Annotated in this window: 14 protein-coding genes and 1 pseudogene; 10 read left to right on the plus strand and 5 right to left on the minus strand. The window is 66.6% G+C overall.

The features are described from left to right. Positions 1-120: 120 nt before the first annotated feature. The 5 genes from G3N64_RS07060 (at position 121) to G3N64_RS07080 (ending at position 5,968) form a co-directional block, all read left to right on the plus strand. Entirely contained in the window at positions 121-1,200 is a 1,080-nt protein-coding gene (locus G3N64_RS07060; RefSeq protein WP_205783161.1) for an aromatic ring-hydroxylating dioxygenase subunit alpha, read from the plus strand. Continuing rightward, positions 1,197-2,162, plus strand: coding sequence for a PDR/VanB family oxidoreductase (locus G3N64_RS07065; protein ID WP_205783086.1), 966 nt, complete (start codon positions 1,197-1,199; stop codon positions 2,160-2,162). The genes G3N64_RS07060 and G3N64_RS07065 overlap by 4 nt, the downstream gene beginning before the upstream one ends. 48 nt (positions 2,163-2,210) lie before the next feature. Further along, on the plus strand, positions 2,211-3,272 hold the full coding sequence (locus G3N64_RS07070; RefSeq protein ID WP_205783088.1) for an aromatic ring-hydroxylating dioxygenase subunit alpha: 1,062 nt from the start codon (positions 2,211-2,213) through the stop codon (positions 3,270-3,272). A 156-nt stretch (positions 3,273-3,428) separates the two neighbouring features. Further along, a complete protein-coding gene (locus tag G3N64_RS07075) occupies positions 3,429-4,772 on the plus strand; it encodes an MFS transporter (RefSeq protein ID WP_205783090.1) in 1,344 nt (447 codons plus the stop codon). Between the two features lie 101 nt (positions 4,773-4,873). Continuing rightward, positions 4,874-5,968: a porin gene (locus G3N64_RS07080; RefSeq protein ID WP_205783092.1), complete on the plus strand. Its 1,095-nt coding sequence runs from the start codon at positions 4,874-4,876 to the stop codon at positions 5,966-5,968. A 25-nt stretch (positions 5,969-5,993) separates the two neighbouring features. On the opposite strand, the gene G3N64_RS07085 is transcribed toward G3N64_RS07080, so the two are convergent. Beyond that, positions 5,994-6,440 (minus strand): hypothetical protein, encoded by a 447-nt coding sequence (locus G3N64_RS07085; RefSeq protein WP_205783094.1) that lies wholly within the window; start codon positions 6,438-6,440, stop codon positions 5,994-5,996. A gap of 416 nt (positions 6,441-6,856) precedes the next feature. Between G3N64_RS07085 and G3N64_RS07090 the strand changes: the two genes are divergently transcribed. Continuing rightward, entirely contained in the window at positions 6,857-9,040 is a 2,184-nt protein-coding gene (locus tag G3N64_RS07090) for a TonB-dependent siderophore receptor (RefSeq protein ID WP_205783096.1), read from the plus strand. Positions 9,041-9,519: 479 nt separating this feature from the next. Beyond that, on the plus strand, positions 9,520-10,794 hold the full coding sequence (locus G3N64_RS07095) for a multidrug effflux MFS transporter (RefSeq protein WP_241020825.1): 1,275 nt from the start codon (positions 9,520-9,522) through the stop codon (positions 10,792-10,794). On the opposite strand, the gene G3N64_RS07100 is transcribed toward G3N64_RS07095, so the two are convergent. Next, the gene (locus G3N64_RS07100; RefSeq protein ID WP_205783100.1) at positions 10,754-11,629 is read right to left on the minus strand and encodes a LysR family transcriptional regulator; all 876 of its coding nucleotides are present in this window, start codon (positions 11,627-11,629) and stop codon (positions 10,754-10,756) included. The genes G3N64_RS07095 and G3N64_RS07100 overlap by 41 nt on opposite strands. Positions 11,630-11,801: 172 nt before the next feature. On the opposite strand from G3N64_RS07100, the pseudogene G3N64_RS39660 reads away from it, so the two are divergent. After that, a pseudogene (locus tag G3N64_RS39660) lies at positions 11,802-11,924 on the plus strand (cytochrome C); the annotation flags it as partial. A 52-nt stretch (positions 11,925-11,976) separates the two neighbouring features. Here the strand turns inward: G3N64_RS39660 and G3N64_RS07105 are convergent. From G3N64_RS07105 to G3N64_RS07115, 3 genes are all read right to left on the minus strand, one after another. Beyond that, a complete protein-coding gene (locus G3N64_RS07105; protein WP_205783101.1) occupies positions 11,977-13,899 on the minus strand; it encodes an SMP-30/gluconolactonase/LRE family protein in 1,923 nt (640 codons plus the stop codon). Positions 13,900-14,363: 464 nt separating this feature from the next. Beyond that, positions 14,364-14,795 carry a GFA family protein gene (locus tag G3N64_RS07110; protein WP_205783107.1) on the minus strand — a complete coding sequence of 144 codons (432 nt, stop codon included), beginning with the start codon at positions 14,793-14,795 and terminating at the stop codon, positions 14,364-14,366. 100 nt (positions 14,796-14,895) lie between these two features. Beyond that, entirely contained in the window at positions 14,896-16,089 is a 1,194-nt protein-coding gene (locus tag G3N64_RS07115; protein ID WP_205783108.1) for a porin, read from the minus strand. A gap of 304 nt (positions 16,090-16,393) precedes the next feature. On the opposite strand from G3N64_RS07115, the gene G3N64_RS07120 reads away from it, so the two are divergent. Then, positions 16,394-17,026, plus strand: coding sequence for a LysE family translocator (locus G3N64_RS07120; protein WP_205783112.1), 633 nt, complete (start codon positions 16,394-16,396; stop codon positions 17,024-17,026). Between the two features lie 12 nt (positions 17,027-17,038). Continuing rightward, the gene (locus G3N64_RS07125) at positions 17,039-17,575 is read left to right on the plus strand and encodes a GNAT family protein (protein WP_205783113.1); all 537 of its coding nucleotides are present in this window, start codon (positions 17,039-17,041) and stop codon (positions 17,573-17,575) included. Positions 17,576-17,607 lie beyond the last annotated feature (32 nt).

The following is a 17,607-nucleotide window of genomic DNA, read 5'->3' on the forward strand; positions in this document are numbered from 1 at the left end:
AAACCAGTATACCGCTCGCCTTGATCCAGCCAATGACGATGAGTACACTGAATGTCATTCAGTACACGGAATGACGAGATGCCGCGTACCGGCGGCACCGCCCTGAAGGAGACGATGAACGTGTTTCTCAAGAACGCTTGGTATGTGGCATGCACGCCCGATGAAATCGACGGCAAGCCGCTGGGCCGCAAGATCTGCAACGAATCGATGGTGTTTTACCGGGCGGCGGACGGCCAGGTCGCCGCGCTCGAGGACTTCTGCCCGCACCGCGGCGCGCCGCTGTCGCTCGGATTCGTGCGCGACGGCGTGCTCGTGTGCGGCTACCACGGGCTGGAAATGGGCTGCAACGGCAAGGTGGCCGGCATGCCGGGCCAGCGCGTCGGCGGCTTCCCGCCGATTCGCAGCTTCCCGGCGGTCGAGCGGTACGGATTCATCTGGGTCTGGCCGGGCGATGCGGCGGCAGCCGATCCCGCCAGACTGCCCGCGCTGGCGTGGGCGGAGGATCCGGCCTGGGCCCACGGCGGCGGCCTGTATCACATCCGTTGCGACTACCGGCTGATGATCGACAACCTGATGGATCTCACGCACGAAACGTACGTGCATGCGACGAGCATCGGCCAGAAGGAAATCGACGAAGCGCCGCCGAAGACGACCAGCCACGGCGACGAAATCGTCACGAGCCGTTTCATGGAAAACGTGATGCCGCCGCCGTTCTGGCAGATGGCGCTGCGCGGCAACGGGCTGGCCGACGACGTGCCGGTCGATCGCTGGCAGATCTGCCGCTTCACGCCGCCGAGCCACGTGATGATCGAAGTGGGCGTCGCGCATGCGGGCCACGGCAGCTACGACGCGCCGGCCGACCTGAAGGCATCGTCGATCGTGGTCGACTTCATCACGCCCGAGACGGACACGTCGATCTGGTACTTCTGGGGAATGGCGCGCAACTTCCGGCCCGACGATCACGCGCTGACGGCCGAGATCCGCGAAGGCCAGGGCAAGATCTTCGCCGAGGATCTCGAGATGCTCGAGCGCCAGCAGCGCAACCTCGAGCAGTGGCCGGACCGCAAGCTGCTCAAGCTCAACATCGACGCCGGCGGCGTGCTGTCGCGCAAGGTGATCGAGCGGCTGCTCGCCGACGAGAACGCGTCGAGCCCGTCGCGGCCCGTCATTCCGGTCGCGCAGATCAGGGAGGCATCATGAGCACCGCGACGCTGACGGTCCGGGTCGCCCGCAAGTGGCAGGAAGCACGCGACATCTGCGGCTTCGAATTCGTCAGCGATGACGGTTCGCCGTTACCGCGCTTCGACGCCGGCGCCCATATCGACGTGCATTTGCCGGGCGGCCTCGTGCGCCAGTATTCGCTGTGCAATCACCCGGCGCACGGCGACCGCTATCAGATCGCGGTGCTGCGCGATGCCGACGGTCGCGGCGGGTCGCGCGCCATTCACGACGAAGTCCGGCAAGGCGATACCGTGCGGATCGGCATCCCGCGCAATCAGTTTCCGCTCGCCCCCGACGCACCGCACCACCTGCTGCTCGCGGGCGGGATCGGCGTCACGCCGATCCTCAGCATGGCGGAACGGCTGTTCTCCTCCAGCATGCCGTTCGACATGCACTACTGCGCGCGCTCGACCGACCGTATGGCGTTCGTCGAGCGGATCAATGCAGCCGGGTTCCATGACCGCGCCCGCTTCCACGTCGACGACGGCGACCCCGCGCAACGCTTCGACCTGGCCGCCGTGCTCGCCGCGGCGCCCGACGGCACACACCTGTACGTATGCGGGCCGCGCGGCTTCATGGATGCGGTGCTGAACGCCGCGCGCGAGCGCAACTGGGCCGAAACGCGACTGCACTACGAATTCTTCGGCGGCGCGGTTGCGTCGACCGGCTCGGACCGTGCGTTCCAGGTCCGGCTCGCGAGCAGCCGCAAGGTGATCGACGTGCCGGCCGAATGCACGGTCATCGCAGCGCTGGCGGCGAACGGCGTCGACGTGCTGACGTCGTGCGAGCAAGGCGTATGCGGCACCTGCGTGACGCGTGTGCTGCAAGGTGAGCCCGATCATCGCGATTCGTATCTGACGGAAGCGGAACAAGCGGCCGGCGACCAGTTCATGCCGTGCTGTTCGCGATCGCGAAGCGACCTGCTGGTACTCGATCTGTAGACGGACCGCCCGCCCCGCGGCGGCCAACCACAATACTGGAGACGATCAATGGAGCACCATGCCCGACCACCGATCAATACGACTCGATTCCCGATCGACCGATGGTGGGTCGCCGCGCTGTCGTCCGAGCTGACGGACAAACCCATCGCCCGCACGCTGCTTGGCCGCCCGGTCGTCCTGTTCCGGTTGCCGTCCGGGGAAGTCGGTGCACTGGAGGATCGCTGCTGCCACAAGTCGCTGCCGCTGTCGTGCGGCTCGCTCGAAGCGCGCGGCCTGCGCTGTGGTTATCACGGCCTGCTGTACGATCGCGGCGGCGCCTGCGTGGAGATTCCCGGGCAGGACCGGATTCCGGCCAAGGCATGCGTATCGTCGTATCCGGTGCAGGAGCAGGACGCGATCGTGTGGATCTGGATCGGCGCCGACGCGCACGCGCAACCGACCTGCGCGCCGCCGCGCTACGCGTTTCACACGGATCCGCAATACCGGTTCGGCGGCGGCAACTACCATTACGACGCGCCGTATCAACTGATTCACGACAACCTGATGGACCTGAGCCATCTCGGCTATGTCCATCTGAAAACGATCGGCGGCAACGCGCCGCTGCACATGGGCGCGGAAACCCGCGTCAGCAGCGACGGCGACACGGTGACGCTGGTCCGCCGGATGCCGGATTCCGTCCCGCCGCCGACCTACACCGCCGCATGGCCGTTCGCGGGCCGCGTCGATCGCTGGCAGGAAATCGAGTTCCACGTGTCGCACATCCGGATCTGGACCGGCGCGATGGACGCCGGCACCGGCGACCTGCACGATCCGGCGCGCGGCGGCTTTCACATGCGCGGCTTCCACGGCATCACGCCCGAAACGGAAACGACGACGCACTACTTCTGGACCGTCGCGACCAATCCGCAGCACGACGTCGAGCGCGTCGCGCAAACGGTCATCGAGCAATCCGCGGCGACGTTCGACGAGGACAAGACCGTGATCGAAGCGCAATACCGGAATCAGCTGCGGTTTCCGGACGGTCGCCAGATCGACATTCACGTCGATGCAGGCCCCAATCGCGCGCGGCGCGTGATCGAGCGGCTGCTGCCGCAACCCGAACCCGCGTAAGCATCGCGCCGGCGCGCAAGCGACGCCTGCCGGTTGCGTCGGGCGTTTCCCCGGAAGACCGGTCAGCCCACGCATTCGCTTTTGCCCTATCCGCTAACGCCGGCTGCGATTCCATCCCATTTGATTAGTCATACTATTTTTTAAAGGGTCTTTGACGTGAGCGCAAATATCCGCAATACGCTCGACGAATCCCCGATGAGCGCGTTCCAGACGATGGCTGTCGCAGCCTGTGTCGTGCTGAACATGCTCGATGGCTTCGACGTGCTGGCCATCGCGTTTGCCGCGCCGCACCTGGCGGCCGAATGGAAACTGAGCGGCAAGGAAATCGGCCTGCTGTTGAGCGCCGGGCTGGCCGGCATGGGCGTCGGCTCGGTGCTGATCGCGCCGCTGGCCGACCGCGTCGGCCGCCGCCGCATCATCCTGCTCTGCCTCGCCGTGATCTCGACCGGGATGCTCGCCTGCGCAGCCACGCACAGCACGCTGCAACTCGCGGTCGCGCGTGCGTACACGGGGCTCGGCATCGGCGGCATGCTGGCGAGCCTGACCGTGATCAGCGGCGAGTACGCCTCGAACAAATGGCGCAGCGCCGCGATCGGCATGCAGTCGGCCGGCTACGCGATCGGCGCCACCGCCGGCGGTGTCATTGCCGGCTACCTGCTGTCGACGTGGGGATGGCGCAGCGTGTTCGCGTTCGGCGGCATCCTGACCTTGCTGTCGATCCCGATGGTGCTCGCGCTGCTGCCGGAATCGCTCGATTTCCTGCTCGCGAGGCGTCCGGACAACGCGCTGCAGAAAATCAACCGCATCCTCGCGAGAATGAAGCGCGCACCGATCGACACGCTGCCGAGCGCGACCTCGTCCATCGACACGGCGAGCCCCGCGTCGAACTGGACAGCCGTGCTGCGCGCACCGCTCGCGCGCCGCACGATCGCGTTGTGGATCGCGTTCTTCCTCGTGATGGGCAGCTTCTACTTCGTCGTGAGCTGGACGCCGAAGCTGCTGGTCCAGGCAGGGCTGTCGGCATCTCAGGGCGTAACCGGCGGCGTACTGCTCAACCTCGGCGGCATTGCGGGCGCGTCGCTCTTCAGCCTGCTGTCGACCCGGTTCGGCCTGCGCAACCTTTTGGGCGCGACGCTGCTGCTCGGCGGCGCGCTGATGGTCCTATTCGGCGCGAACACCGGCTCGCTCGGCATCGGAATGACCGTCGCGGTGTTCCTCGGCGCCGTGATCAATGCGTGCGTAGCCGGCATGTATGCGCTGTCGCCGACGCCGTACCCCGCCGAAATCCGCACGACCGGCATCGGTCTCGCGGTCGGCATCGGCCGCCTCGGCGCGATCCTGTCGCCGATGACGGTCGGTGCGCTGCTGGACGACGGCTGGTCGGTGTCCCATCTCTATCTCGCGTTCCTCGTGCCGATGGCCGGCGCGGCAATCGCCGTCGCCGTGGCGGGCTCGCGTGCCGCGGCACCGCGCCGGCAACGCGACCCGGCGATGTCGTAACACGCAACGCCCGCAGTCCTGCCGATACCCGCCGGCATTCCGGATACGTCCGGTTCATTAAAAAAATCGATAAGCATATCTACATACTGTTTGGAGACAGCATGAAAACGAAACTGGGCGTCGCACTCGCGACGGCGATGGCGCTGGCCGGACCGGCCTGCGCGCAAAGCAGCGTCACGCTGTACGGCATCATCGATACCGGCGTGTCCTACTACAACAACGCCGCGCGCGGCGGATCGTTCACGGGCATGCCGACGCTGACCGGCGAGGTGCCGTCACGGTGGGGGCTGAGAGGCACGGAGGATCTCGGCGGCGGCTACCAGGCCTTCTTCGTGCTCGAAAACGGCTTCCAGCCCGGCACCGGCGCACTGAACTACGGCGGGCGCCTGTTCGGGCGACAGGCGAACGTAGGCGTGAACAGTCCGTTCGGCGCGCTGACCCTCGGCCGGCAGATGAACATGTCGATGATCGTGCTGGCCAATGCCGACGTGATCGGCCCGTCGATTCACTCGATGGCGGATTTCGACTCCTATCTGCCGAACGCGCGCAGCGACAATGCGATCGGCTACAAGGGCACGTTCCACGGCGTGACGCTCGGCGCCACCTACAGCTTCGGCCGCGACGCGGCCGGGCCGGCAGGGCCGTCGGCGACGGGCTGCGCCGGACAGGTGCCCGGCGACATCGTCGCCTGCCGCCAATACACGGCGATGCTCGCGTATGACGCGAGCAATTTCGGGCTCGCCGCGTCGCACGACGTGATGCGCGGCGGCGGTGGCGCGCTCGCGCCGCTGAACAATCCGGCGTACACCGACACGCGCGACATCGTCGCCGGCTACGTGAAGATCGGCCCCGCGAAACTGGGCGCCGGATGGATCCGCCGCAACCTCGCGGCGGCGGAACACCTGCAGGCCGATATCGTGTTTGCCGGCGGCACGTACTATGCGACGCCCTACCTCGCGCTCGACCTTCAGGGCGTACGCTACCTGCAACGCCGCGAAAGCCGCGAAGGCGGCACGAACGCCACGCTGCTCGTCGGCCGCGCGAACTATTTCCTGTCGAAGCGGACGACCGTCTATACGTCGGTGGGCTACATGTTCAACAGCACGCTGGCTGCGAACGCGGTCGCCGCCGGCGGGACGGTCGGTACCGGGATGAACCAGCTCGGCGTGATGGCCGGCATCCAGCAGAAGTTCTGAACACCGGGCGCCGCGCCGGGCATCCTCAATTCGCGAGCCGGCAGTGCGAGAGCTTCAACCCCGGCAGCACCGGCGCATCGATATAGCCTTCGTTCACGCAACTGAAGCGGAAGGCCGCCGACGTGACGAACGGCTTGATCTCGCCGCCGGGGAATTTCGGCTTCAGTGCATCCTGGTCCGCCACGTCGAAATGCGTGTCGAACTGGTCGCCGTCCGCCGTCAGCGCGCCGAAATAGGTGCCGCCCGGATCGCTGCCCATCCGGATCACGGCACCGACGAACGCGAGGCGCTTGCCGTCGTACTTCGTCTTCGCGGCGGCCATGTCCTGCGTATAGGCCTCGATCACGGCGCCGTAATGCGCGTCGATCGCGGGCTCGGTGTCCGGCGCGGCACAGGCGGTCTGGTGAACGCCCGCCAGCATCGTGCACGCCGCAAGCGCGGCCGCCGCGAACGGCGCGGAAATTTTCTTCATGGGTGGTCTCCCGTCAAGCGTGGTGGTTGAAGTGATTGAAGGCGGCGCTGCGCCGGCTGCCCGGCGCAACGCCCGATGAATTCGCTTCCGTTGCTTTAATCGTTCGAATGGCGGAACACGGCTGCGATCACTTCAGCACCCGCATGGTCGTGTGCGGTGCGCAGCGTCGCGCTGAACGCGACGTGACAGGAAGATGACATGGTGCGGCCCCCGGCTCTCTCATTGAATTTCACTGCGTCTGATTTTGGTCGCTACGGTAGCAGACGGCCGACAGCGCGGCAACCAAGGGCGGCGTGCCGCCGATCATCTCATTACAATTGCAAACGATTCTCATTACATGTATTATCCGCACCTTGGCTGCGGCGAGACGCTGCGGCCCGCGACACGATCCTTAGCACTCCCTCCTGCATCGATTCATGCCATCCCGTCGAACGCCCCGCCGTGCCCGGACCCTGCGTCCGTGGCGCACGAGCCTGCCTGCCCTGATTACTCTTTGCGTCGCGAGCGGCACGCATGCGTCCGCCGCCGAACGCGCCGGCGCCGAGCCCGCCGCTTCCGCCTCCACGCCCGCGGCACCGCCCGCGCGCGAACTCCCGGCCATCAGCGTCAGCGCATCGGCAGCCGTCGATCCGACGGTCGGCTATCAGCCGCGCACCACGAGCATCGCGGGCGGCGACAACCGTTCGATCAAGGAGATTCCGCAATCGGTCGCGGTGGTCAGCAGCAGCGTGATGCAGGACCAGCAGGCGCGCTCGCTCGACGACGTGCTCGGCAACATCAGCGGCGTCACGCAGACCAACACGCTTGGCGGCACACGCGACGCGTTCATCAAGCGCGGCTTCGGGTCGAACAACGACGGCTCCGTGCTCGTCGACGGCGTGCGCACGCCGGTGCTGCACAGCTATCTCGCGACGATCGACCGCGTCGAAGTGCTGAAGGGCCCGGCGTCGCTGCTCTACGGAATGCAGGATCCGGGCGGCGTGATCAACCTCGTCACGCGCAAGCCGGAAGACACGTTCGGCGGCTCGATTTCCGCCTCGCGTACGAGTCACGGCGGCAGCAGCGCGACGTTCGATCTCACGGGCCCGCTCGGCAAGCCGGGCCAGGTCGCGGGCGGCACGCTCGCGTTCCGGCTGACCGGCCAGTACGACACGAGCCGCTACTGGCGCAGCTTCGGCCGCCAGCGCGACGCGCTGATCGCGCCCGCGCTGTCGTGGCACGACGCGAACACGTCGATCGACGTCAGCTACCAGTACGTCGACTACACGACGCCGTTCGATCGCGGCACCGTGCTCGTGAACGGCCAGCTCGACGACGCGCTGCGCTATCGCCGCTATGAGGAAGCGTGGTCGCAGAGCAACGGCATCCAGGAAACGCTGCGCGCGCGCATCGAGCACCGCTTCTCCGATGCGTGGCGCGTGCGCGCGACTTACGGCTGGGGCCGCGATCGCTACGACCAATACATCACCCGCGCCACCGCGTTCAACAGCACGACCGGCGCACTGACGCGCTCGTCCGATGCAAACCTCGGGCGCAACGATTCCGACCAGATCGCGACGCTCGGCCTGCTCGGCAACGTGACGCTCGCCGGGATGCACCACGCGCTCTACATCGGCAGCGAATACGAGCGACAGCGCAGCTTCCGCGGCGATACGATCCGCGGCAAGGCGACCAAGGGCTTCAACCTGTACGACCCCGTGTACGACCTGCTCGCGCCGGGCGGCACGCCGAACCCGAAGCAAAGCGATTCGCGTTCGGTGGTGCATGCGTATTCGATGGTCGTGCAGGACTCGGTGAAGCTCACCGACCGCCTCACCGCGGCGGGCGGATTGCGCTGGGAAAACTGGCAGCAGGAATCGGGGATGGGGCGGCCGTTCGCGTTCGCCGACCGCTCGCGCGGCAACGTGTGGCTGCCGCAGTTCGGGCTCGCGTATGCGCTCACGCCGGCACTGACCGCGTATGCAAACGTGAGCCGCTCGTTCAAGCCGAACGTCGCCACGAACGTCGCGGCGCCGCTCGCGCCGGAATACGGCCGCGTGCTCGAGGCCGGGCTGAAATTCAGCCTGAAGCCGGCGATCACCGGCACGCTCGCGGTCTACCAGATCGACAAGCGCAACGTCGCGGTCACGGTCGGCGATCTCACGTCGACGATCGGCACCGCGCGCTCGCGCGGGATCGAGCTCGACGTCGCGGGGCAGATCACGCGCCACCTGAGCGTGATCGGCAGCTACGCTTATACGAACGCGAACGATCGCGACAGCAACACGCCGCTCGTCAACGTCGCGCGCCACACGGGCAGCCTGTTCGCGGTGTACGACACGGCGATCGCGAACCTGCCCGGCCGCTGGCGCTTCGGCGGCGGCGCACGTCTTGTCGGTGCACGCTCCGGCGACACCGCGAACAGCTTCACGCTGCCCGGCTACGTGACCGTCGACGCATTCGCGGCCTATGAAACGACGATCGGCAAGTTCCCGACGCGCTTCCAGCTCAACGTGAAGAACCTGCTCGACAAGACCTACTACCCGTCGAGCAACACCAACCTGATCGTCGCGGTCGGCGAGCCGCGGCTCGTCACGCTGACGACGACGGTGTCGTTCTGATGGTCTGATGTCCCGATGCGTGCGTGGGCCGGCTGGCAAGTAGCGGCCCACACGCAAGATCCGTTTTAGCGGTCGCTCATCAATTGCAGCGGCCCGCCCCTCTCCTCGGCGCAACATCCAGGCCGCTTCGCGATCGGTCGCGGCCAATCCGCGCGCGATGCCGGACAACAACGCGCCGACAAAGCACTGCTCGATCATCCGGCGAAACAAGAACGACCGCGAAGCGCCTCGTTGCTCGCCGCCAACACCCGCACCGGATGCCTCTTGACCGGCATCCCGCGCGACACCTGACGCCCTCCTCCACACGCCTTCCCGGCACCCGCTTCGCCGCCCGCGAAAATGCATCCGAGCGATGCAATTCCGCCGGCTCCCGAACCGCATCGCACGCCGTATGATCGCCCCGGCCTTTTCCCGAGGCTATCCAAAGCACGTCGTCATCTCCGTCCGGTCACGCGCTCCGCCCCAACCACCCAGCGAACATGTCCAACTTCTCACTCATCCTCGTCGTCTCCATGTTGAGCGCCTTTGGCCTGATCGCGTCCGACGTCTACCTGCCCGCAATGCCGTCGATGGCCCATGAGTTTTCGATCGGCGCATGGCAGATGCCGCAGACGGTATCGGCGTACCTGATCGCGCTCGCCTGCGCGCAACTGTTCTACGGCCCCCTCTCCGATCGATGGGGGCGCAAACCGGTGCTCACGGCCGGCATCCTCCTGTACATCCTGGGCTCGATCGGCTGCGCAAGCGCAGGCGGCTTCGCGAGCTTCCTCGGATGGCGCGTCCTCGAAGCGCTCGGCGCGGCGTCCGGCCTCGTCATCGGTCGCGCGATCATCGCCGATACCTGCGACAAGAACGCATCCGCGAAGGTCTACAGCATCGTGTATCCGCTCGTGTCGCTGTCTCCCGCGATCGCCCCCGCGATCGGCGGATATCTGGCCGCGTGGTTCGGGTGGCGAAGCGATTTCATTTTCGTCGCCGGGTTTGGCGTCGTCGCGCTCGTGCTCGTTCAGCTTCTTCTGAAGGAAACGCGGCCGCCCGTCGCGCCGGCGCAATCTCGCATCGTGCCGCTGGCCGGCTTCGCCGACGTGCTCGGGGACCAGGCGTTCATCCGATACATGCTCGTCGTCTGTGCGATCTATTGCGCGTGGTTCGTCTACCTGACGCAGTCGCCGTTCATCTTCTCCAGCCTCGGCCTGTCGGAACGACAAAGCGGCTGGCTCTATCTGCCGCTGACCGCCGGCATCGTTTCCGCCAACCTGATCGCGCGCCGCATGCTCGACCGGATGTCCTACGACGCGATCGTCGTGGCCGGCGTGGGCTGCTTCGTGGCCGGCGGCATCGCGTTCGCCCTGTGCGAGTCGTGGCACGTCAAGAGCATCATCGCGATCGTGATGCCGATGTTTCTTGTCAGCCTGTCGAACGGATCGTCGTTGTCGCTCGCCGTGTCGGGCGCCATCGCGAGCGAACACGGGCGCGCGGCCACGGCGTCCGGGCTCGTCGGCTTCTTCCAGATCGGCAGTGCATCGCTCGCGGCCACCGTGTCCAGCGGCCTGCTCGGTACCGGCAGCCACGTGCTGGCGACGGCTATTCCTTTCTTCGCGATCGTCGCGGCGGTCGCGATCGTGCCTCGCTGGTATGCCGCGCGACGCACGTTCTCGATGCGCGAGACCCGGCCCGCTGAGCGCCCGGCCCGCACCGGCGAGATCCCGGCCGCTATCGATAGCGGTCGAACGAAGCGGCGATCTCGGCGGTGACGGCCCGAACGCGAGCCGTCCGGTTCAGGTCCGTATGCGACGCGAGCCAGACCTGATACGGCGCGGCTCGCGTCCTGTCGGGCCAGATTCGCACGAGCGAATCGTGTTCCTGTGCCATATACACCGGAAGTTCGCCGATGCCGATGCCCGACCGGATCGCGGTCGCCAGCATCAGGCTCGAACTCACTTGCGCAGCGATGCGCCCGCGTTCCATCGGCTCGCCGCACAGCGTGTCGCCCTGGTTGGACGTGATGGCGGGCTGGTAGACGACCAGGTCATGCCCTTCGAAAGCGGACCCGATTGCGGGCGCGCCATGTGCATCCAGATACTCGCGACTCGCGAACAGCCCGACCTCCCACTCGGCCAGCTTCCGGCGCACGAGATCGGGATTTTCCGGCATCACGGTTCGAATCGCGAGATCGGCATCGCGTCGCGTCAGGTTGAGCACCTGCACGGACGTCGTCAGGATCACGTGTATCGCGGGGCATGTCCGTCGGAGCGACCGGATCGCGGGCACGACGAAATCCATCGCCAGCGAATCGGTCGTCGTCACCCGGACCTCGCCTTCGAGGCGGTCGTCCGAGCCATGGACGCGACGCTCGAAGTCGCACGCCGCCCGCTCCATCGCTTCCGCGGCCTGCAGCGAATGCTCGCCGATCTGCGTCACGACGTAGCCGGACGACGTCTTGAGAAACAGCTTCGCGCTCAGCGCCTTCTCCAGCGCCGTCAGGCGTCGCCCGACGGTGGCCTGATCGACATCGAGCACGGCCGCGGCTTCGCGCAGCGTTCCCGTGCGATGAACGGCCAGAAAAACGCGGGCATCGTCCCAGTTCATGGATAACGTTCTCTCTCGGTAAAGCATGGGTGCATTCGTTGGGGGAAATTATACAAGTCGATCTTCCACGCCCCAGCGCATACAATCAGTTATCCATATAAAAATTAATATCACCATGGTCGCGCAGCCATGGCTTACGCTTTCATACTGATGTCTCTGAGAATAATTCCCCCACGAACGTCCGCAGGCCCCGCGCTTCGCGGGCTCGGTGCAGAGCACGCGCGCGAAGTTCCACGATTCGCCCGATTCGACGTACGGGCTCAGCGTGAACGGGCGCGTGCTCGGCGCGCCTTGACGCGGGCGCCGAGCAGGCCAAACGGCCCGTGCGGCCCGCACGCCCTGCGCGTTCACGGATGCCAGCGATACACGATCATGCTCGTGCCGTTGTAGTTGTCCTTCGTGATCACGTATTCGCCGGTCGAGCGCAGGTACGCGCGGATCCCGTACATCGAGTCGACGTCGTTGCCGACGTCCATCGCCGACGTGTTCGAGTTGGTCAGCGTCGTCACGAGTGCACCCGTGTTGAGATCGAACACGTCGACGTTCGGCACGGTGTGCACGTAGCCGACGAACAGGTAGTGGCCGGCCGCCGCGATCGATTTCGGGTTCGCGCTCGTCAGGTTGATCACCGGGTTCGGCGCGCTCGTGTTGCCGTTCTTCCAGCCGCGATAGACCTCGATGTGCCCGTTCATCGCGGTCCAGTCCCAATTGTTCGCGAGGCCTTGCGCGAGGATCATCGTGTCGCTGTCCGCCTGGTAGATGATGCGCGTAGTCGGCGCCACGGTGCTCGGCACCGGCGTCGTCACCGGCTTGCCCCATGACGGCTTGCCGGTCGCGTCGAAGCCCGTCATCGGGTAACGGGTAATCACGTTGGAGCCGTTCAGCCCGGCCCACACGTCGCCGTTGCCGTCGATGTCGAAACCGGTCGTGACCTGCAGCGTCGTGTTGAACGGCTTGCCCGGCAGCGAGCCGGCCGGATTCGCGATATAGCCGGTCGCCGGCGTGAAGTAATAGAAATTGAAGTTGCCGGGATTCTGGCCCGACGCGACGAGAATCCGGTTGCCGCCGACCGTCACGAGCTGGCCGAAGTGCTGGCCGCGCTGGTAGTCGTTCATGTCGAGGCGCGGGTCCTTCGGGTAGGTGTACGGATCGACCGTGTTCGCGACGAACGTGCCGCCCGCCGAGCCCGTATACACGTTGTTGCCGCTGTAGAAGAACGCGCCGTCGGTCGCCGGGTCGGGCGCGGCGACCGCCTCGAAGTTCAGCGCCTGCAGCTTCCATTGCAGCGCGCCCGTCGGGCTGTATGAATGCAGGTCGGTGCTGCCGTTGCGCCCGAGATCCCAGCCGCCGCCCCACGCGTTGTTGAGCACGTACAGGTTGCCGCCCGCATCCTTGCCGATGCCGACCACGCGCGTGAAGCGCTTGTCGCCGACCTGGCCCTTGATGCCCGACGTCGTGTCGAGATAGCCGCCCTGCACGCCGAACGTGCCGATCTGCTGCGGCACCCCGGCGAGGCTGTAGATCTTGATGTTCATGTCGCGGCCCTGGTCGCCCACCAGCAACTGCCCCGTCGACGCGTCGAAATACAGCGCCGACGGCCGCGCGCCGGCCGCCATCTGGATCGTGTTCATCAGCGTGCCGGTCGCGCTGTATTGCACGACCACGCCCGCGCTCATGCGCGCCACCCACAGGTTGCCCGCCGCATCGAGCGCCAGCGCACCGGGCCCGGTCACGCCGATGTCGCGCTGCCACACGCCGTCGGTCGTATAGACACGCACGCGGTTGCCGTAGAAATCGCTCGCGTACAGCAGGTTGCCGGCCGTCGCGAGGCCGGTGATCACGTCCGGGTTCGGGAGGCCCGTCCACGTGCTGACCGGAATACGCAGGTCGCGCTTGTTCGTGCTGCGATCGTAGCGGCCCACCGAGCCGCTGCCGAAGGTGCGGTTGTAGCCGAGCGCGACGAACAGCGATGTCGCATTGCCGGTAATCGCGCCGCCCTGGAATTCGTCGTGGATGCCGATCGTGCCCATCGGCTGGCCGTTCTGGTAGAGCGCGACGCCGCCCGCGTTCTCGTCCCAGCGCGATGCCGTGTAGATCACGCCCTCGGGCGCGACCCACATCGAGCGCGCCGCGTTGCCGACGTGCTGGGCCAGTGTGCCGTACGTATTCGCGAGCCAGTCGGTCGAGTATTGCGCCTGCGCGTGACTCGCGGGCGCCAGCATCGCCATGCCCATTCCCAGCAACGCCGCCCGAATTTGTTTCATTGACATGAATAATTCTCCCGAACGTTCAATTGTCGACACTGTAAATCCCGGCGCATGAAATATTGGTGATTCCGGCTAAAGCACATTCGCCGTCACCCCCGAATTATTCACTCCGTTCTTTTTGCCGTCCGGCGCTTTTCCGTCAACGATGGTCAAACCCGCTCACCGCGCCGCAGCAGCTTGCCGGCTACACGATTTCGGTGCTTTTTCTCCGGCATTTTCTTCCGGGTCACTCAATGCGAATGCGTCATTTTTTCTGAAATATCCGCATTGCCTTTTTCACTCCCCGGAGATGAGCTCGATGATTACAAATCGAAATTGAAATGAAAGGGAAAAAATATTATCCGGCGCAATCGTCTTGTCGCGATTCAGCGCGGCGGCAGGCGGCGGAAGAAAGGGAGGGAAAAGCGGGAGACGGCGAAGCAAACCGGAACCGCACGCCGGCCATGCCGGCACGCGGCCGCGATCGTTCAGCTCGCGTTGTCGAGCGTCGGGCCGTCCCAGCCGTCGACGAATTTCGGCAGCACGTCGACGACGTCGATCACGCGCTGCCGGTAGAACAGGTGCATCGTCGGCTGCAGGTTGCCGGGCAACTGCCCGCCGTGCGCACGCGCGGCCAGGCTGTTCGGCACGACGCGCAGGCCGAGCCGGTTGGTGCCGCACACGATCTCGCCGCACGATGCGCAGTACGTGCGCGACATCGACTTCGCCGGATGCGGGAACGTCGCGTGGCCGCCTTCGACGGCCACCTGCTCCGGCGGCCACGCGGTCGCGGACAGCACCGGCGTGCCGTAGAAATCGCGGCAGGTCGCGCAATGGCAGTTCGCGCGCGCCGCCGGCTCGCCGCGCAGCGTCACGGTGACGGTACCGCACAGGCAACTCGCGGAATGCGTTCGGGTCATGTCGTCTCCTCGAAGAAAGGTCGCGACAGTATAGGAGCATGCGTGCAACGTTACCGGCATCGACCGCGGGCAACGTTGCAGCCGCAACGATCGCTGCGCGTCAGAACTTCTGGCGCAGGCCGAGGCTGACGATGGCCTGCGAGCGCGAATCGGACGAGTGGCCGTTCGCCTTGTCGGACACCGACGCGGTCGCGGCCACCGGCCGGCCGAGCGCGTCGAGCGTCATGCCCGATGCATGCTGATACGCGCCGAGCAGGTACACGCTGGTGCGCTTCGACAGGTCGTAGACGGCGCCGAGCGTGACGTTGTGATACTGCGCGCGGTCGTCCACGCCGTCGACATCGCTGCCGCGCGTGTAGCTGTAGCCCGCGAAGAGTTGCGTCTGCGGCTGCACGTTCCAGCGCGTGAACACGCCCGCGACGTTGAACGTCGCATGACCGGTGAACAGCGACTGGCCGCCGCTGCGGTACTGCACGTTGCTGTAGTTCACGCCGACGACGGCAGGGCCGAAGTCGTAGGTCGCTCCGGTCGCGATGATCTGCTGCGATTGCGCGCTCGCATAGCCTTCGTTGATCGACGAGTTGAACAGCCCGTCGTCGGTGCTCTGCCACTTGCCTGCCGTCGGGTCGGTCGCGCCCGTCTTGCTGTTGTCCGACCGCTCGTAGCCGACGCCGACGCGCAGCGGGCCCGCCGCGTACGCCGCGCCGACGCTCCACGTGTTGCGCTGCTTCATGCTGCCCGGCTGGCTGCCGAAGCCGTACAGCGCGCCGAACGTGAAGCCCGCGTAGTTGGCGCTCGTGTACTTGATCGAGCTGTCGACACGCGCGGTCTGGTCGAGGTCGTCGATGTCGCCCGGGTGTGCGCCGAAGCCGCCGATGTACGACGACGGGCCGACCGGGCTCACGAAGTCGTCGAGCGACGTGTACTGGCGGCCGAGCGTGACCGTGCCGTAGCGATCGCTGCCGAGGCCGACGAACGCCTGGCGGCCGAACTGGCGGCCACCCTGCCCCGACGTGCCGTTCGTGATGTCGAAGCCGTTCTCGAGGACGAACAGCGCGCGCATCCCGCCGCCGAGATCCTCGGAACCCTTGATCCCCCAGCGGCTGCCGGACAGGTTGCCGGTCGTGAGCCCGACGCTCGAATGGCCGGTGTACGCGCCCGCGGAGCCGACCCGCTCGTTGCTGCGATAGGTCACGCCCGCATCGACGATGCCGTACAGCGTGACGGAGCTTTGCGCGGCGGCGATGCCCGCGAGCGAGAGCAGCAGCGGGGCTGCGATCAGTTGCTTGTTCATGATTGTCGTGTCTCCGGGCGGTGAACCCGTTGTTCTGGCTGTCGGTTGCGAGTAGCGCGCGGGCGGCGAGATCCGCCGGCGGTGCGAGGCCGGCGTCGTCCGCGCGCGACGACGCGGCGGGCATGCCCGCTGCGGCCGCCATGGTAGATGGAACCGGTTCCGATCGAAAGCGGAATAATGAAAACAGTTTCTTGCCAAAATCGAGATAGTCGAACGGGCGGGCGTGTGCGCGGCGCGCCGCACCTGTACAGCCCGGGCAGGCACAGCCGATAATCGAACGCCGCCGTCCATCGGGAGTGCCTTCATGCATGAAACGACCCTGCTGATCTTCGCCGCCGTCGCCTTCGTCGGCATCGCGACACCCGGCCCGACCGTGCTGCTCGCGCTGACCAACGGCTCGCGCTACGGCGTGCGCCGCGCGGCCTACGGCTTCGCGGGCGCGATGGTGTCCGACTTCGTGCTGATCGTCGCGGTCGCGCTCGGCCTCGGCACGCTGCTGATGGCGTCGGCGTTCTGGTTCTCGGTGGTGAAGTGGCTCGGCGCCGCGTATCTCGCGTATGTCGGCATCCGGCTGCTGATGTCGAAGGGATCGCTCGACGTCGCCGCCGCGCACGACGGCGCGGCATCCGGGCGCAACGCGTCGATCTTCGCGAAGAGTTTTCTCACGGCGGTGACGAACCCGAAGGGCTATCTGTTCTTCTCCGCATTCCTGCCCCAGTTCCTCGATCCGTCCGCGCCGCTCGCGCCGCAATACGTCGCGCTCGCGGTCACGTTCGCGCTGCTCGACGGCGCGGTGATGTTCGGTTACGCGCTGCTCGGCGCACGCGCGGTGCGGCTGCTGAAGCGCACGGGTGCGCTGTGGCTCGAACGCACGTGCGGCGCGATGCTGCTCGCGCTCGCCGGGTCGCTGGCGCTGTACCGGCGTCATTCGGCGTAGAGGCGGATGCCGATGAAAATCGCCGCGCCGCCCCGCTCCGGCTTTCCGGGCCTGTCGCTTCGCCAGCTCGAACGCGCCGATCTCGATGCGTGGTACGCGTACCTGTCGAACCCCGACGTCTTCCGCCACACGAGCTGGAACCTGCGCGCGCCCGACGATCTGCTGCCGCTGTTCGACACCATCGAATCGGCCGACCCGGATTCGGTCCGCCGTCTCGCCGTGATCGACGACGCATCGGGCGCGCTCGCCGGGACGATCGGCCTGCATACCGTGTCCACCGTGAACCGCTCGGCGGAGATCGCGTACGATCTCGCGCCGTCGCACTGGGGGCGCGGAATCGCGAGCGCGCTGTGCGAGGCCGTCACCGCATGGGCCTTCGCGGACGGCGGCTTCCTGCGCATGCAGGCCGTCGTGCTGACCGGCAACGCGGGCTCCGCACGCGTGCTGCAGAAGTGCGGCTACCGCTACGAAGGGCTGCTGCGTGCGTACAAGATGGTGCGCGGCACGCCGGGCGATGTCGCGATGTACGCGCGCCTCGCGACCGACTGACACACCAATCGCGGCGTCACGCCAAACCGCTC

Origin of the sequence: Burkholderia sp. Ac-20344 (assembly GCF_017104975.1) — a bacterium.
Lineage (GTDB): Bacteria > Pseudomonadota > Gammaproteobacteria > Burkholderiales > Burkholderiaceae > Burkholderia.

What these genes read in the sequence shown, in the direction of transcription:
- G3N64_RS07065 (WP_205783086.1), top strand. Translation starts at nt 1,197, where the DNA reads ATGAGCACCGCGACGCTGACGGTCCGGGTCGCCCGCAAGTGGCAGGAA.
- G3N64_RS07070 (WP_205783088.1), top strand. Translation starts at nt 2,211, where the DNA reads ATGGAGCACCATGCCCGACCACCGATCAATACGACTCGATTCCCGATC.
- G3N64_RS07080 (WP_205783092.1), top strand. Translation starts at nt 4,874, where the DNA reads ATGAAAACGAAACTGGGCGTCGCACTCGCGACGGCGATGGCGCTGGCC.
- G3N64_RS07085 (WP_205783094.1), bottom strand. Translation starts at nt 6,440, where the DNA reads ATGAAGAAAATTTCCGCGCCGTTCGCGGCGGCCGCGCTTGCGGCGTGC.
- G3N64_RS07090 (WP_205783096.1), top strand. Translation starts at nt 6,857, where the DNA reads ATGCCATCCCGTCGAACGCCCCGCCGTGCCCGGACCCTGCGTCCGTGG.
- G3N64_RS07095 (WP_241020825.1), top strand. Translation starts at nt 9,520, where the DNA reads ATGTCCAACTTCTCACTCATCCTCGTCGTCTCCATGTTGAGCGCCTTT.
- G3N64_RS07100 (WP_205783100.1), bottom strand. Translation starts at nt 11,629, where the DNA reads ATGAACTGGGACGATGCCCGCGTTTTTCTGGCCGTTCATCGCACGGGA.
- G3N64_RS07105 (WP_205783101.1), bottom strand. Translation starts at nt 13,899, where the DNA reads ATGTCAATGAAACAAATTCGGGCGGCGTTGCTGGGAATGGGCATGGCG.
- G3N64_RS07110 (WP_205783107.1), bottom strand. Translation starts at nt 14,795, where the DNA reads ATGACCCGAACGCATTCCGCGAGTTGCCTGTGCGGTACCGTCACCGTG.
- G3N64_RS07115 (WP_205783108.1), bottom strand. Translation starts at nt 16,089, where the DNA reads ATGAACAAGCAACTGATCGCAGCCCCGCTGCTGCTCTCGCTCGCGGGC.
- G3N64_RS07120 (WP_205783112.1), top strand. Translation starts at nt 16,394, where the DNA reads ATGCATGAAACGACCCTGCTGATCTTCGCCGCCGTCGCCTTCGTCGGC.
- G3N64_RS07125 (WP_205783113.1), top strand. Translation starts at nt 17,039, where the DNA reads ATGAAAATCGCCGCGCCGCCCCGCTCCGGCTTTCCGGGCCTGTCGCTT.